At 64.2% G+C, this 13,452-nt stretch carries 12 protein-coding genes; 4 read left to right on the top strand and 8 right to left on the bottom strand.

The features are described from left to right. Positions 1 to 126 precede the first annotated feature (126 nt). The gene (locus C9F12_RS20555) at positions 127 to 2,070 is read left to right on the top strand and encodes a transglycosylase SLT domain-containing protein (protein WP_108450049.1); all 1,944 of its coding nucleotides are present in this window, start codon (positions 127 to 129) and stop codon (positions 2,068 to 2,070) included. Between the two features lie 157 nt (positions 2,071 to 2,227). Here the strand turns inward: C9F12_RS20555 and C9F12_RS20560 are convergent, their stop codons facing one another. Together C9F12_RS20560 and C9F12_RS20565 are read right to left on the bottom strand one after the other, a co-directional pair. Further along, positions 2,228 to 2,881, bottom strand: coding sequence for a LysE family translocator (locus tag C9F12_RS20560; protein WP_108450050.1), 654 nt, complete (start codon positions 2,879 to 2,881; stop codon positions 2,228 to 2,230). Further along, positions 2,881 to 3,306: a TM2 domain-containing protein gene (locus tag C9F12_RS20565; protein WP_045993795.1), complete on the bottom strand. Its 426-nt coding sequence runs from the start codon at positions 3,304 to 3,306 to the stop codon at positions 2,881 to 2,883. The genes C9F12_RS20560 and C9F12_RS20565 overlap by 1 nt, the downstream gene beginning before the upstream one ends. A 357-nt stretch (positions 3,307 to 3,663) precedes the next feature. Between C9F12_RS20565 and C9F12_RS20570 the strand changes: the two genes are divergently transcribed. Further along, positions 3,664 to 3,870: a cold-shock protein gene (locus C9F12_RS20570; protein ID WP_045993796.1), complete on the top strand. Its 207-nt coding sequence runs from the start codon at positions 3,664 to 3,666 to the stop codon at positions 3,868 to 3,870. Between the two features lie 299 nt (positions 3,871 to 4,169). Here C9F12_RS20570 and C9F12_RS20575 read toward each other — a convergent pair whose 3' ends face one another. Together C9F12_RS20575 and yegS are read right to left on the bottom strand one after the other, a co-directional pair. Continuing rightward, positions 4,170 to 4,730, bottom strand: coding sequence for a hypothetical protein (locus C9F12_RS20575; RefSeq protein WP_108450051.1), 561 nt, complete (start codon positions 4,728 to 4,730; stop codon positions 4,170 to 4,172). Between the two features lie 448 nt (positions 4,731 to 5,178). Next, a complete protein-coding gene (yegS, locus tag C9F12_RS20580; RefSeq protein WP_045993797.1) occupies positions 5,179 to 6,108 on the bottom strand; it encodes a lipid kinase YegS in 930 nt (309 codons plus the stop codon). A 258-nt stretch (positions 6,109 to 6,366) separates the two neighbouring features. Here yegS and C9F12_RS20585 point away from each other — a divergent pair, with 258 nt between their 5' ends. Both C9F12_RS20585 and C9F12_RS20590 read left to right on the top strand, forming a co-directional pair. Next, complete coding sequence (locus C9F12_RS20585; protein ID WP_205254743.1) at positions 6,367 to 7,989, top strand: cation:proton antiporter family protein; 1,623 nt, start codon at positions 6,367 to 6,369, stop codon at positions 7,987 to 7,989. A gap of 313 nt (positions 7,990 to 8,302) precedes the next feature. After that, positions 8,303 to 8,596, top strand: coding sequence for a hypothetical protein (locus C9F12_RS20590; RefSeq protein ID WP_045992573.1), 294 nt, complete (start codon positions 8,303 to 8,305; stop codon positions 8,594 to 8,596). A 112-nt stretch (positions 8,597 to 8,708) separates the two neighbouring features. On the opposite strand, the gene pepN is transcribed toward C9F12_RS20590, so the two are convergent. The 4 genes from pepN to C9F12_RS20610 form a co-directional block, all read right to left on the bottom strand. Further along, positions 8,709 to 11,342 (bottom strand): aminopeptidase N, encoded by a 2,634-nt coding sequence (gene pepN, locus C9F12_RS20595; protein WP_108450052.1) that lies wholly within the window; start codon positions 11,340 to 11,342, stop codon positions 8,709 to 8,711. Positions 11,343 to 11,465: 123 nt separating this feature from the next. After that, positions 11,466 to 11,846, bottom strand: coding sequence for a YbaN family protein (locus C9F12_RS20600; protein ID WP_231498735.1), 381 nt, complete (start codon positions 11,844 to 11,846; stop codon positions 11,466 to 11,468). A 173-nt stretch (positions 11,847 to 12,019) separates the two neighbouring features. Continuing rightward, positions 12,020 to 12,505, bottom strand: a complete 486-nt coding sequence (locus C9F12_RS20605) for a YajQ family cyclic di-GMP-binding protein (RefSeq protein ID WP_108450053.1) — start codon at positions 12,503 to 12,505, stop codon at positions 12,020 to 12,022. A 27-nt stretch (positions 12,506 to 12,532) separates the two neighbouring features. Then, entirely contained in the window at positions 12,533 to 13,153 is a 621-nt protein-coding gene (locus C9F12_RS20610; protein WP_108450054.1) for an N-acetyltransferase, read from the bottom strand. Between the last annotated feature and the right edge of the window lie 299 nt (positions 13,154 to 13,452).

The following is a 13,452-nucleotide window of genomic DNA, read 5'->3' on the forward strand; positions in this document are numbered from 1 at the left end:
CCTGGCCGGGCAACTGTTCAAGGCCCGCCGGTTCGGTCACCATGTGGCTTCGATCCGACATCGATTCGCCGTCTACGGCACAAAAAGGCAGCAATGTCTTCTTCTTCACAGACCAGGAGGGTCTCCATGCCATTCGCCTTGTTTCGTCGCCTCGTGCCGCTGGTGGCAGCCACGGCACTGTGCATGCCATTGACGGCTACCGCCCAGGGCAGTGACGGCGCCATGCGCAGCGCCCTGGAAGCCGCCCGTAGCGGCAACTTCCACAACATCAACGACGCCGCCATTCGCGGCCACGCACTGGCCGGCTATGTGGCGTACTATCGTCTGCGCGATCGCCTGCCCAACGCCAGCCCTCAGGAAGTTCTCAGCTACATCTCGGCCAATGCCGATGCACCGCTGGGTGACTGGATGCGTGAGCAGGCCATCCTGCGCTACGGCAAGGCCGGGCGCTACGGCGATCTGCTGGCCGTCGCCGGCGGCGTTCCCGAGACCACCGCCGAGCAGTGCTACTACTACACCGCGCAACTGGGTCAGAGCCCCGCCGTCGCCGCTCAGGGCGGCCGCGAACTATGGCTGGTGGGTCGCTCCCAGCCGGATGCCTGCGACTCGCTATTCTCCACCCTGCGCGCCCGCGGCGAGATCGGTGGCACGGAAATCTTCGAGCGCATGATGCTGGCCTGGGAAAACGGCGAAGACGGACTGGTCAGCTATCTTGGCCGTCAATTGGGACCCGCCTGGAGCTCCGCTGCAGCAGCGCAGCAAAGCGTGGCCGCCAACCCGTCGCGACTGGCAAGCGTAGCGCGCTGCGTCGGCCCCGACTGCGCCGGCACCGCCTCCTTTGTGCGGGCCGCCATCATCGCCACTGCAGAGTCATCCCCGGCGGCGGCTCTGTCCGCCTGGCAGCAGGTCTCCGGCAGTGTGAGCCTGCCGGCCCAGTCTCGCCAGGCGCTGGAGCGCGAGATCATCTATTACGCCCTGCGCCGCGACCAGCGCAGCCTGCTCGGCTGGATCGACGGCGCCCTGGCCGGCCAGCAGGATCCGGAGGTGTTCGAACTGCGTGCACGCCTGGCCATCCGCGATCGCGACTGGGCCGCCGTCGAGCGGACCGTTGGCATCATGCCCGCCGAGACCCAGGCCAAGGCGCGCTGGCAATACTGGCTGGGCCGCGCGCTGGCCCTGCGCGGGCAGCAGGCGGAGGCGCAGGCCGCCTACGCCCGGGCAGCGGGTCAACGCGACTTCTTCGGCTTCGTCGCCGCCGACCGCCTCGGCCAGCCCTACGATCTCAACATGGAAGACACGCGTTTCAGCGAGGCCGAGCGCGCCCAGGTCGCCGGCTGGCCGACGGTGCGTCGCACCGAGGCGCTGCTGCGCGTCGGACAGGAAGGGCTTGCCAACCTCGAGTGGAATCATGCGGTACGCAGCGCAGGCCCCACCGACGCCCGGCGCCTGGCGGACTACGCCGCAGGACGCGGTTGGCACGTACGCCTGGTGCAGACGACCATCGTCGGCAAGATGCTCGACGCCCTGCCCTGGCGCTTTCCTGAAGCCTACCGGGAGGACTTCCGCCGCTGGGGCCAGGCCAACAACGTCGACCCCTACCTGCTGATGGGGATCGCCCGTCGCGAGAGCGCCTACAACCCCGAGGCGCTATCACCCGCCGGGGCCAGGGGCCTGATGCAGTTGATGCCGGGTACCGCCGCCCTGGTGGGACGCCAGGTGGGCATCGGTGATCCTGGACCCTACGGCGTGCTCGACCCGGCCACCAACATTCGTCTGGGCAGCACCTATATCCGTGACATGATCGCGCGCTACGGCGGCAACCGTATCGCCGCGGCGGCGGCCTACAACGCCGGCCCCCACCGGGTCGACACCTGGCTTGCCCGCGCGCCGGGCGAATTCGACCTGTTCATCGAGGAGATCCCCTTCAAGGAAACCCGCCGCTACGTGCGCGCGGTGCTCGAGTACCGGGTAGTGTTCGAGAGCCTGGCCCAGGGCTCGACCCAGGGCGTGCAGGTGCTGACAGCGGCCGAGAAGAGCTCGCGCTACGACGGTGCCATGGTACGTCGATGATGTGGCGGAGCCCCGGCACGTCGATGAGGTGAGATCGCCTCGCAAAGCAAGAACCCCCGGCCTGTGGTCGGGGGTTCTTGCTGTCGAGGTCCGGTTTTTGCGGTAGCTTCGCTGGCCTGTGTCTCGGGCTATTGGCCTACGCGCCGGTCGCGTCGGCTCAGGACGGCGCCCGCGTCAACGCCAGCTTGACCCCGAACGCCACCAGCACACCGCCGGTCAAGCCGTTGAGCACGCGCGAGAACGCCGGCCGAGCGAGCCAGTGGCTGGCGCTGCCCACCAATACCGCGACCAGGATCTGCCACAGGTTGGCAATCACGAAGTGGATACCGGCGAGCCACAGGGACTTCAGCAAGGCCGGATCCGTGGGGGCGATGAACTGGGGCAGAAAGGCCATGTAGAACACCACCGTCTTGGGATTGAGCACGTTGGACAGCAACCCCTCGCGCAGCGGCCGCCACGGCGACACGCGCTGGCGGCGGGCGCCACTCGCCGCCGACACCGCGAGCCCCTTGCCGGCCCAGGCCTGACGCAGGCTGGCGAGTCCCAGCCAGGCCAGGTAGCCGGCCCCGATCATCTTCAGCGCCGAAAACGCCCAGGCCGACTGCAGCAGGATCAGCGATACCCCCAGGGCGGAGATGGTGGCGTGGACAAACAGCCCCGAACAGATCGCCAGGCTGGTCAGCACACCGTCGCGCAGACCGCCCCGAGCGGTGTTGCGAATCACCAGCAAGGTGTCGACCCCGGGAGTGACGCTCAACAGCGTGATCGCCACCACGAAGCCCAGCAGCTGGGCATCGATCCAGCCTTCCATCAGCGCACGGACTCGAGGCTATCGGAGTGTTTCAGCGAAATCTGGTCGTTGAGCGTCCAGAAGTCGTACAGGATGCCGATCAAGAACAGACCACCGGTGAGCAGATAGATGATACCGGTCACCCATTTGCCCATGTAGAAACGGTGCAGGCCGAATACCCCGAGGAAGGTCAGCAGCACCCAGGCCAGGGTGTAGTTGGTGGGACCACCGCGGAACCGCAGGTCGGCCTCGCGATCCATGCTCGGGATCAAGAACAGGTCGATGATCCAGCCGATGAAGAACAGTCCGAGGGTCAGAAACCAGATGGTGCCGGTCACCGGCTTGCCGTAATAGAACCGGTGGGCGCCGAGGAAACCGAACAGCCACAACAGGTAGCCCACCACCTTGGAGTGGGTATCGTCGCTATGGATCACGGGGGCAGTCATGTGAATTCCTTGTGTCATCTTTTCCGTTAAGAGGCAGCAACGGGCGTCCGGCTGGACGCTGCTGGCCTTTCGATCTACAGTAACTTGGCGAGTCGAGGTAAGCCATTCTCGCCTGCCAGGGGTGGTCGACACCAGTGGTGTCGTTTCCCGGGTGATCGGAATCGCGAACTCGACCGCAGCGTAGGACAGCAAGTAGAAACGTCAGCAGTGGTAGTTCGATCGCTCTATTGTCGAAACACGCAATGCGCCCTTCTTTCTTGTCATGCCCACGCAACAGGGTTCAGACCACACGACGGGAGAAAAGCTCCCCGGGTGGTTGAGCCTGCACCATCATTTAGCGAGTTAAGGAAATCGACAATGGCAACTGGCACTGTCAAGTGGTTCAACGATACCAAGGGCTACGGCTTCATCTCTCCGGACGACGGCGGAGACGACCTGTTCGCCCACTTCTCCGAGATTCAGGCTGAAGGCTTCAAGTCCCTGCAGGACGGCCAGAAGGTCTCCTTCGAGGTGACTCAGGGCAAGAAAGGCCTTCAGGCCTCCAACATCAAGGTCGCCGACTGAGCCTAGTGCCTGTCTGACCTTGTCACGGGGAGATCGCGTTCTGCGTGATCTAGCCACCCCGTGAAGCAACAGCGCTTGAGCAGGATTGCCGCAAGTTGTGACGATCCTCGATCATGCGACAAGAAGGCCCACCATATGGTGGGCCTTTCTTGATGGTGGGCCTTTCTTGTTGGTCGGCAGAGCCTGCCGGGGGGCCGATCAGGTGCCGTAAGAGCTTGCCTGCAAGCCTTGGGCCCATGACCAAGCCATGACCAAGCCATGATTAAGCCACCCGGACCTGATGCCCTGCCAATACCAGCTCAGGGCGAGTTGTCGGTACGGGTCTCGACGTCGCCTTCGGCGTTGACGTCGGCATCGAAGGACGCCTCCGCGTCGGCGGGCACCTCCTCGGGGACCTGGCGCTCGGCCTGCTCGAAGGTCTCGTCGATCTTGCGCTTGGCTTCCTCGAACCGGCGTTCGGTTTCCTGAAGGATGGCGTCGACCTCCTCGCTCGATCCCTCGAGTTGCACCGGTTCCTCGACAGGGTCAGGCACCGAGGGCGCCGAGGCTTCTTCTCCGCCTGTGTCGCTCTGCTGCCCTTCACTGTCCGGTGTGACTTGGCTAGCGTTCGTTGCCTCGGCCTGCTTATAGGTCTCGTCGATCTTGCGTTGCGCTTCCTCGAAGCGACGCTCGGTCTCCTCCAGGATGGCATCGACATCTGACTCGGTGCTTTCCCCCGGCAGCGCCTGGCCCTGCTCCAGGGTGTCGGTGGCACTGCTGCCGAGGTCTACATCGGCCCCATCGGCGTCACTGTTGGTCTCCGCCCCGTCGGCCCCGGTCGACGCCGCTTCACTCGATGACTCGGACTGGGCTGCGGACATCCCGCTCTCGGAAGCGGATGGCTGTTGTTGAGTAGCTGACGGCTCTCGTTGAGTCGCTGAAGGCTCTTGTTGAGTCGCTGAAGGCTCTTCCTCAGTAGCTGAGGGCTCTTCCTCAGTAGCGGACGGCTCCTCGTCAGTTGCTGACGGCTCTTCCTGAGCAGCTGAAGGCTCTTCCTGAGCTGCGGAAGGCTCACTCTGAGACGCCGGGGGCTCCTCTCCATCACACCCAACCAGCCAAAGCGGTACGCTCAGTGCCACCAGGGCCGCCGCCATTCGAGGGGTCATTGCCATCGTCTTCTCTCCATAAAGCCTTTGTCCATGCGCCCAATCTCCATGATTGATCGCGCGCTATTGCACCAAAGCCACCCCGGCCACGCAACTTGCGTCGGCGCTTCAGCACGCCGCAATCTCGCCTATCGGGCGACGTCAATGGCGGGTCCCGCCCTGATCATTCTCCCCGGGGTGAGGCCATTCGACAGCTGTCGGGCATGGTCAGACGCAGCGCCAACGGCATGACCCGGGCCTCGAACGCGCGCTGATAGCAGGCTTCGCCGTCCAGCGTCAGCGGCAGGCGCGCCTCGCCATCTGCTTCAAAGCGCAACCAGGCGCTGCGAAAGGCGTCGACGTACTGCCCATGGTAGGGCCTGGCGCGCAGTTCCTGCATCATCGCCCGAAGCTGGCGCAGCGAGCGGAAGTCACGCACCAGCAGCACGTCGAACAGGCCGTCGTCCAGTCGCGCCGCCGGCGTCAACTGTTGACCGCCACCGGCCTGGATGCCATTGCCGATACCCAGCAGGAAAATGCCCGCTCGACTCTCCCCGCCATCCCAGGCCAGGTGGCCCTGGTAGAGCTGGTAACGCCAGGCCTTGAAGGCACCGAACACCGAGTAGGCTCCCCCGCCCATCAAGCGCTTGAGCGGCTTCGGCGTCGATGTGGTGATCTCGGCACCGAAACCTCCGGTGGCCATGTTGATGAAATAGCGATCGTTCATCCTTGGAACATCCACCCAGCGGCTGGGCAGACGACAGGCGGCGTCCAGCGACGCTGCCTGGCCGAGCGGCAGGCCCAGGGACTTGGCCAGGTCATTGGCGCTGCCCAATGGCATGATGGCAAGCTCCGGACGCTCTTCGCGCGGCAACTGCATCAGCCCGTTGACCACCTCATGCACGGTACCGTCACCACCGCCGGCGATGACCCGCTTGACCCGATCGCGTCCAGCCTGGGTGGCCTGGCGTTCGCCGTCGCCCTTTTCCCAGGTGACACGCACGTCCACATCGAGGCCGCCTCGCCGACAGGCGAAGACAGCGCTTCGCACTTCCGGCAATTGCGCCGATTGTCCGTTGAGGATCAGCCGATTGGTGCCCGGCGGCTGGGTCATCCTGACGCTTCCTTTTTCACATGAGGTTCATGAAAGTCGCACATCCTCCCTGTGCGGCGCCTATTTCATCACATCCTTCCCCCGGCATGGAGGCCCGCAGCGGCGATCCGACACCTGCCGGCCTCCAGCCACATCCTGCTGCCGACGCCGCACCTATGCTGTTGCGGGACGGGCACAATCGCAGCCATAGCGCTGACTTGACCCGTATTTCCCTTACAATTGATCAAGACACGCCCCCCTTTGCGACCGAGTTCCTGCATGATTGAACCAATTTTTGTGCTGACCGCCTTTGTTTCAGGCCTGGCCGCCATGGCCCTCAGACTACCACCCTTGGTGGGTTTTCTCGCCGGTGGCTTCATCCTCAATGCGCTCGGCTACGACGAAACGCCGGTCCTGACGCTGATCGCCCACCTTGGCGTCACCCTGATGCTGTTTACCATCGGTCTCAAGCTCAACGTCAAGACCCTGCTGCGCCCGGACGTCTGGGGAGGCGCCAGCCTGCATATGCTGGCAAGCGTCGTGCTGTTCGTAGGTATTCTGGCTGTCCTGAAGGCGATCGTCACCCTCGGCTGGCTGACGTCACCCAACGGTCTACTCGCTGGACTCGACCTGACGACGCTGCTGGTGCTGGCGTTCGCCCTGTCCTTCTCCAGTACCGTCTTCGTGGTCAAGGTCCTCGAAAAGCGAAGCGAGACCCATGCGGCCTACGGACGCCTGGCCATCGGTATCCTGATCATGCAGGACCTGTTTGCGGTGATCTTTCTCACCGCCTCCACCGGCAAGCTGCCGAGCCCCTGGGCCCTGGGACTGTTCGCGCTGCTGCCGCTGGCGCCGCTGCTGCGACGGCTGCTCGACCGCATGGGCCACGGCGAGATGCAGATGCTGTGTGGCGTGGTGATGGCCCTGGTGCTGGGCTACGGCCTGTTCGAGGCGGTCGGCGTCAAGGGGGATCTCGGTGCGCTGATCATCGGCATGCTGCTGGCGCCCCACCCCGCCGCCCAGACGCTGTCGCGCTCGATGTTCAATATCAAGGAACTGCTGCTGGTCGGCTTCTTTCTGAGCATCGGCCTTACCGCCCTGCCCAGCTGGTCGCTGTTCGGCATCGCCCTGCTGCTGGTGGCGCTGTTGCCGCTGAAGAGCCTGCTCTACCAGTTTATTCTGATGCGTTTCGGCATGCGCCACCGCACCTCGGTGCTGGCCACCCTCAGCCTGAGCAACTATTCCGAGTTCGGTCTGATCGTCGGCGCCATCGCGGTATCCAGCGGTTGGCTGGCGCCGCAGTGGCTGGTGGTGGTGTCGCTCGCGGTCGCGCTGAGCTTCGTGGTATCGGCGATCCTCAATGGCGTCAGCGAGCAGTTCTACCGCTGGCTGGAGCCACGCCTGCCACCGGTCGACGAGGCGTCGCTGTCCCCCAGCGACCGCCCCATCGAGGTCGGCGACGCCGAAGCGGTGGTGCTGGGCATGGGCCGTATCGGTCGCAGCGTCTACCGTCGCCTGACCAAGGAGTATGGACTCAAGGTGCTGGGGGTCGACTCCAATCCCAAGAGCGTGAAGATGCTGGCCGACAAGGGCTTCAATATCGTCGAGGGCGACGCCGTTGACTCGGACTTCTGGGACAAGATGCTGATGTCCTCTCAGGTCGAACTGGTGGTGCTGGCGATGCCCCACCATGCCGGTAACCTGTTCGCCCTGAAGCAGCTGCGAAGCCGCCACTTCCCGGGCAAGATCACCGCCGTGGTCGAGTACCTGGAGGAGATCGACACCATCCGCGAACTGGGCGCCCACGCGGTCTATCACGTCTACGACGAGGCCGGCCGCGCCCTGGCCGACAGCGCGGCGGAGGAAGCGGGAATCATCTCGCGTACCGAACAACTCGGCTAGGCGCTGTCCGAAAAGTCGACGAGCGAAGGTTAGACAAGGCAAAAATCGGTGAGAAAGCGCAGTTTACGGGGTGTAAATGAGCATTTTGACCGGGCTGGCGCACCAGCCGATTTTTAACGCCGTATTACCGAGCGCAGGCACTTTTCAGACAAGCCCTAGCAAGTGGCGCGCGCAGACCTGTGCAACACCCAGACGCGCTCGGCCACGGGGCTTGCCGTGGACAGGTCGGATGCGGATACTCGGGGCTCCCATGGCCAAGGCTCGTGCTCAAGGCGCGCGCCGAGGCCCTTTGCAAGCTCCACGACAAGGATGCATGGCGGTGGAAGACGTCTTTACCTGGCTGGGCGAGGCCCTTGGCACCCTGATTCGCTTTGTGGTCGATACCCTGGGCACCTTCTTCAACAGCATCGATGACGCCGCCGCCGGCTTTATCGACGGCCTGTCTCGCTCGCTGGGCATCGCACCGACCTTCTTCACCCTGGCGCTGCTGGTGCTGGGCCTTTTCTTCCTTTGGCGGGGGCTGCGCGCGATCCTCACAGGCTCCCCCATCGCCGCCCTGCTCTGGGCTCTGCTGGGCCTCTTGACCCTGGGCATGCTGCTGCCCTGACGCGGGACTGTCTCCAAGGCCAGCCGAGCCGGTAGCACACAGCACAACGCCGCCCCGAGGGGCGGCGTTGGCATTTGTGACGGTGGCTCCAGCAGCGATCGTCGTCGCTACATCAGGCCAGCGCCTTTTCCACGATCTCATAGACGTTGGGCGAGAGTTCCTCGCCACGGATGCGCTCCAGCTCGGCGCGCATCAGCGCCTGGCGAGCCTCGTCGAAGCGCTGCCAGCGGGTCAGCGGCGTGATGATGCGTGCGGCGATCTCGGGGTTCAGCCGGTTCAACTCGATCACCACGTCGGCCAGCAGGCGATAGCCTTCGCCATCCAGGCGGTGGAAGTTGACCCGGTTCTGCCCGGCAAAGGCACCGATCAACGCGCGCACCTTGTTGGGGTTCTTCAGCGAGAAGGCCGGGTGCTCCATCAGATAGCGGACCCGGTCCAGGGCGTCCGCCTGGGGACGGGTCACCTGCAGGCTGAACCACTGGTCCATCACCAGCGGATCGTGGGACCACTTGCGCCCGAAGGCCTTGAGTGCCGGATCGGCGATATCCGAGCGGCTACTGTGGACCAGCAGGGTCAACGCATGGCGCACGTCGGTCATGTTGTGGTCGGCCTCGAACTGGGCCTGGGCCAGCTCGATCGCCACCTCGTCCTCGATGCTCATCAGGTAGGACAGCGCGACATTCTTCAGGGCACGCTGGCCGATCTGCTCGGGCGTGGGCGCGTAGGCGGCGTCGCTCTGGTTGTCGCGATACAGTGCCAGCAGTTCGTCACGCAGCTCTTGCGCCAGCGACTGCTGGATGAAGGTGCGCGCGGCGTGGATGGCATCCACGTCGACCAGCGGCTGCTGTTCGGCGATGTAGGCCTCGCTCGGCAGTTGCAGCATCTCGGCCAGCACCGCCTTGTCGTCATTGCCTTCCTCGATCAGTGCGCGGAAGGCCTCGACCAGGCGCGTATCCATGACCTTCTCGACGCCATTGCGGTGGGCCGCGATCAGATCATCGAGTGCCAGCAGGGTCAGCCGCTGGCCGGCGTCCCAGCGGTTGAAGCCATCGCTGTCGTGGGCCATCAGGAAGGCCAGATCCTCCCGCGAATAGGGGAAGGACAGCTTGACCGGCGCCGAGAACCCGCGCAGCAGCGAGGGCACCGGAGCCTCTTCGATATCGGTGAAGATGAACTCCTGCTCGTCTTCACGCAGATGAATCACGGCGTCTCTACCCAGGCTCTCGCCGTCCAGGGTCATCGACAGGTCGCGGCCGCTCTTGGTGCCGACCAGGCCCAGGCGAATGGGGATATGCAGCGCCTGTTTCTCCGGCTGACCGGGGGTGGCCGGCGTGCGCTGACGCAGGATCAGGCGGTAGCGGGAGTTGGCGTAGTCGTACTCGCCGAAGGCGTCGATCTCCGGCGTACCCGCCTGGGAGTACCAGCGCATGAACTGCTCGAGATCCTGCCCGGACACCTCGGCCATGCAGTCGACGAAGTCCTCGATGGTGACCGCCTGCCCGTCGAAGCGCGAGAAGTACAGATCCGAGCCCTTGCGGAAGGTCTCCGGCCCCACCAGGTTGGACAGCATCCGCACCACCTCGGCACCCTTCTCGTAGATGGTCAGGGTGTAGAAGTTGCCGATCTCGATGTAGGAGTCGGGGCGAATCGGGTGCGCCGTGGGGCCTGCGTCCTCGGCGAACTGGGCGGTGCGGAAGAACGACACTTCTTCGATGCGCTTGACCGGCGCGGAATTGACCTCGGCCGAGAAGCTCTGATCGCGAAAGACGGTGAAGCCTTCCTTCAACGACAGTTGGAACCAGTCACGGCAGGTAACGCGGTTGCCCGACCAGTTGTGGAAGTACTCGTGGGCGACGATTCCCTCGACCCGCTGGAAGGCAGCGTCGGTGGCGGTGTTGGGGTGGGTCAGCACCGCCGCCGAGTTGAAGATATTGAGCCCCTTGTTCTCCATGGCGCCCATGTTGAAATCATTGACCGCCACGATCATGAACAGGTCCAGATCGTACTCGCGACCGTAGGCCTCTTCGTCCCAGCGCATGGCACGCTTGAGTGAGCCCATGGCGTGGTCGGTCTTGTCGAGGTTTTCTTCCTCGACCCAGATCTGCAGGGTGACGTCGCGGCCGCTCATGGTGGTAAAGCGGTCCTCGACCTTCTTCAGGTCACCGGCCACCAGCGCAAACAGGTAGGCGGGCTTGGGATGAGGATCGTCCCAGGTCACGAAGTGGCGGCCATCCGGCAGCTCTCCCCGCTCCACCGGATTGCCGTTGGACAGCAACACCGGCTCACGGGTCAGGTCGCCGATCACGGTGGTCGAGAAGGTCGCCATCACGTCCGGGCGGTCCGGGTAGAAGGTGATGCGGCGGAACCCTTCGGCTTCGCACTGGGTGCAGAACATGCCACCGGAACGGTAGAGGCCGGATAGCGCGGTATTGTCCTCGGGCGAGATCTCGACCTCGGTGTCCAGAACAAACGCCTCCGGCGCACCGGTAATCGACAGTCCCTTGCGGGTCAGTTCGTACTCGCCTTCCTCCAGCGGCTGGCCATCGATGGCGATGGCCTTGAGCGAAAGCTGCTCGCCATCCAGCCAAACCGGTGCACCCGCCTCGCGCTCGGGATGACGCTCCAGATGCAGGCGTGCCTTGACGCGGGTGGTGCCAGGCGCCAGGTCGAAGGTCAACTCGGTGCGTGAGACAAGGTAGGCCGGCGGACGATAGTCGCTCAGATGGATCGGCTGGGGGTCGGACATCGGGGATGCTCCAATCAGAAAAGTCGTCAATATTGTACGGGTACGGACGTGCCGGGCTCAAAGAACCGGCGCGACCCGGAGCACGTCGGAACCATCAGGCGAAACGGATCAGGGCGGCAGACGTCAGGACGAAGAAGCGGGCTCGGGCCGGGTCACGATCCAGATGGCGATCCCTATCAGCATGACGGTCAACCCAAGCTTCAACCACCACAGTGATACCGTGATCAACAGCACCACCACCGACAGTGACAGCATCGCCAGCGCCATCCACTTGGCATGACGGGGAATCGCACCGGATTCTTCCCAGGCCACCACCGCAGGGCCGAACCGAGGATGACTGCGAATCCAGCGAGCGAACCGCGGCGACCCCTTCGACGCCGCCCACACCGCCACCAGCAGAAAGCAGGTGCTGGGCAGCAGCGGCACGAAGGCCCCGATGACACCGAGGGCAAAGCTGGTCCAGGCCAGCAACTGCCAGGCCAGGCGACGGGTGGTGGAAATCAAGGGCGAACTCCGGCGGCGCACTCGCCACGCCAATTGGTCAAGAATTCACTTATTGAAACGCAGCAGGTGCGACGAGGCCAATCGGACGCCGCTATAAGGCCAGTAGCCTGCCGAATCCGCAGGGCCACTCGCCTCACGATGCAGGCAACAGAGACATGTCAGCCGCCGATCCGTCAGTCGCGGAAATTGTCGAACTGCAGCGCCAGATCAGGGCCCTCATCACCGCGCAGCAGTGCCATCACACTTTGCAGGTCATCGCGCTTCTTGCCGGTCACGCGTACCTTGTCGCCCTGGATCTGGGCCTGGACCTTGAGCTTCGAGTCCTTGATGCGCTTGACGATGTCCTTGGTTTCCTTCTGCTCCAGCCCCTGCTTGAGGGCGACCGTCTGACGCGCCTTGACGCCGGACAGCTCAGCGTCCTGAACGTCCATGATGCGCGGGTCGATGCTTCTGGCGATCAGCTTGTTGCGCAGGATGTCGAGCATCTGCTTGAGCTGGAAGTCGACCTCGGCGTGCAACGCCACGGATTCATCGGACAGCTCGAAACCGGCGTCGACACCGCGAAAGTCAAAGCGCCCCTGAACCTCACGGTTAGCCTGGTCCACGGCGTTCTGGGCTTCGTGGCGATCGAATTCGGACACAATATCGAAAGAGGGCATGCTCGCTCTGCTCCGCTGACAAAAACGCTAGTCTACCATCGACGGCGACCCGCAGGGTGTCACTACCGCGTCCTCCCCGGATGTCACGGAGGACGGCTCGGAAGGTGGTGTAGAAGACGGCGCCGAAGATGTCGCTGGAGCTGCCACGGACGGTGAACCCTGAGGCACGACGGCAGACTGCTCTCGAGACAGGCCCAGCGACTTGACCATGCGCCAGGCGGCACAGCCATCCTCATAGTAGTCGTCGAGCCAGCAAGCCAGGCGAAAGCCCGCCCGTCGATAGAGGCCGAGAGCAACACGATTGTCGGCCCGCACCTCCAGCGTCATGCGCTCGCAGCCACGCTTGCGCCCATCACGCTCGAGCGCCTCGAGCAAGGCCTTGCCCACTCCTTGGCCACGCGCCTCGGGGGCCACACACAGCGAATAGAGGCGCGCTGCGCGGCTGTTGCGACGAAACAGCAAGGTACCGTAGCCGAGCGGCACAACGGGGCCGGTGGCGTCCTCGGCGATCAGGGTCAGCCCATGGGCGCGCTGGAGCAGGTGGCGCAATTGGCGACGAGTGAAGCGGTCCCCCGAAAAACCGCGACTCTCCAGTCCCTCCAGGGCATCGAGATCGCTTGGGGTGGCCGAACGCAAGGCAAGTGGCATAGTGAGAGGTCCCGTCTCGGCAGCCCGACGCCCGACTCGGGCGACGTGTGTTATCTGTTGATTCTGTCTGGCCCACACGCCGCTGTCAGCCGCCGACAGAATGAATATTTTTCACTTTCTTGCCGTATTGCTTTGCCGCCAACCCAGGCGCATCCTGCCACCGTCGGCCCTGACCTCTACCCCGACTCGTGCGGTGTCCTCCGGCTTCGGGCTATCACCTTGTTTCGGCCTTGCTTCACCCTTGCTCCGCCATTGTCTCGTCCCAGTTTCGCCCCTTGTGTCGCCCCTATCTCGCCCCT

This window comes from Halomonas sp. BN3-1 (genome assembly GCF_003056325.1).
Lineage (GTDB): Bacteria > Pseudomonadota > Gammaproteobacteria > Pseudomonadales > Halomonadaceae > Halomonas > Halomonas litopenaei.

Bases quoted from the DNA above. Each gene is read 5' to 3' on its own strand.
- C9F12_RS20555 (WP_108450049.1), top strand. From the start codon at position 127: ATGCCATTCGCCTTGTTTCGTCGCCTCGTGCCGCTGGTGGCAGCCACG.
- C9F12_RS20560 (WP_108450050.1), bottom strand. From the start codon at position 2,881: ATGGAAGGCTGGATCGATGCCCAGCTGCTGGGCTTCGTGGTGGCGATC.
- C9F12_RS20565 (WP_045993795.1), bottom strand. From the start codon at position 3,306: ATGACTGCCCCCGTGATCCATAGCGACGATACCCACTCCAAGGTGGTG.
- C9F12_RS20570 (WP_045993796.1), top strand. From the start codon at position 3,664: ATGGCAACTGGCACTGTCAAGTGGTTCAACGATACCAAGGGCTACGGC.
- C9F12_RS20575 (WP_108450051.1), bottom strand. From the start codon at position 4,730: ATGTCCGCAGCCCAGTCCGAGTCATCGAGTGAAGCGGCGTCGACCGGG.
- yegS (WP_045993797.1), bottom strand. From the start codon at position 6,108: ATGACCCAGCCGCCGGGCACCAATCGGCTGATCCTCAACGGACAATCG.
- C9F12_RS20585 (WP_205254743.1), top strand. From the start codon at position 6,367: ATGATTGAACCAATTTTTGTGCTGACCGCCTTTGTTTCAGGCCTGGCC.
- C9F12_RS20590 (WP_045992573.1), top strand. From the start codon at position 8,303: ATGGCGGTGGAAGACGTCTTTACCTGGCTGGGCGAGGCCCTTGGCACC.
- pepN (WP_108450052.1), bottom strand. From the start codon at position 11,342: ATGTCCGACCCCCAGCCGATCCATCTGAGCGACTATCGTCCGCCGGCC.
- C9F12_RS20605 (WP_108450053.1), bottom strand. From the start codon at position 12,505: ATGCCCTCTTTCGATATTGTGTCCGAATTCGATCGCCACGAAGCCCAG.
- C9F12_RS20610 (WP_108450054.1), bottom strand. From the start codon at position 13,153: ATGCCACTTGCCTTGCGTTCGGCCACCCCAAGCGATCTCGATGCCCTG.